Genomic DNA, 1310 nt, shown 5'->3' with positions numbered 1-1310 from the left:
CTGAATCGCCCCGGGTTCGTCGGAGGCTCCAACTCTTGAGAGACTGGAGCCATGAAAGCAAGCAAACGTTATTCCCCGGAAGTTCGCCAGCGTGCGGTTCGGATGGTCTTCGATCATCAGGGCGAGTACGCCTCGCAGTGGGCGGCGATCGGCTCGATTGCGGGCAAGTTCGGATGCACCGCTCAGACGCTGTGTAACTGGGTACGCCAGGCCGAGCGTGATCGCGGGCTGCGCGATGGCCAGACCACAGAAGAACGTGAGCGCGTCAAAGCGCTTGAGCGCGAGAACCGCGAGTTGAAGCGCGCCAATGAGATCCTGCGCAAGGCCTCTGCGTATTTTGCCCAGGCGGAGCTCGACCGCCGAGGCAAGTGATGGTCGATTTCATCGACGACCATCGTCGGGTTTACGGTGTCGAGCCGATCTGCCGGATAGTGCCGATCGCACCGTCGACCTATTACGACGCCAAGACCCAGCAGGCCGATGCCACGCGGCGTTCGGTACGCGCCCAGCGCGACACCGCCGTGTCCGAGGCGATCGACCAAGTCTGGCATGACAACCGGTGTGTGTATGGCGCGCGCAAGGTCTGGCGTGAGTTGCATCGGCAACGCTGGTCCGTGGCCCGCTGCACCGTCGAGCGGCTGATGCGGGATATGGGCCTGCGCGGGGTGGTGCGCGGGCGCGCGCCGCGCACCACGCATTCGGATCCGCGCCAGGCCGCCCCGAACGATCATGTCCGGCGCGATTTCACCGCCGACGCGCCCAACCGGCTCTGGGTGGCGGACTTCACGTACGTGGCCACCTGGCGCGGCTTTGTCTACGTCGCCTTCGTGATCGACGTGTTTGCCCGCCGCATCGTCGGCTGGCGTACGTCGGGGGCGCCGAACACGGGCCTTGTACTCGATGCCCTCGAGCAGGCCATCCATGACCGGCAGCCGACCCAGGGCCTGATTCAACATACCGACCGCGGCGTGCAATATCTGTCGATTCGATACAGCGAGCGGCTCGCCGAAATCGGCATCACGCCGTCGGTCGGACGGGTCGGCAACTCGTACGATAACGCGCTGGCCGAAACCGTCATTGGGCTGTTCAAGACCGAAGTGATCCGCCATCGCGGCCCGTGGCCGAATCTGCAAGCCGTCGAGTTCGCCACCCTGGACTGGGTCGACTGGTTCAATCAGCAGCGCCTGCTGGGACCGATCGGCGACATCCCGCCGGCCGAGGCGGAAAAACACTTCTATGCCACACTCACCGAGTCTGCCGAGGCGGCATGACTCAAACCCACGAGCCTCCGGTAATCCCGGGGTGATTCA

Annotated in this window: 1 protein-coding gene and 1 other annotated feature; the gene reads left to right on the top strand. The window is 64.6% G+C overall.

Annotated features, from left to right (window positions below):
* Positions 1–51 precede the first annotated feature (51 nt).
* Positions 52–1271 (top strand): IS3 family transposase gene (locus tag J7355_RS17570; RefSeq protein ID WP_209065054.1). Its coding sequence is split into 2 segments (ribosomal slippage): positions 52–337 and positions 337–1271, totalling 1221 coding nucleotides; the frame shifts between segments, so codons are not numbered across the junction.
* Positions 330–446: a sequence feature (AL1L pseudoknot), on the top strand. (Overlaps the previous gene by 117 nt.)
* Positions 1272–1310: the final 39 nt, after the last annotated feature.

The organism is Endozoicomonas sp. G2_2, assembly GCF_017744135.1.
Classification (GTDB): Bacteria; Pseudomonadota; Gammaproteobacteria; order Nevskiales; family Salinisphaeraceae; genus Salinisphaera.
Note: the sequence above shows the minus strand (reverse complement) of the source record. Positions and strands in the feature narration are given on the sequence as shown.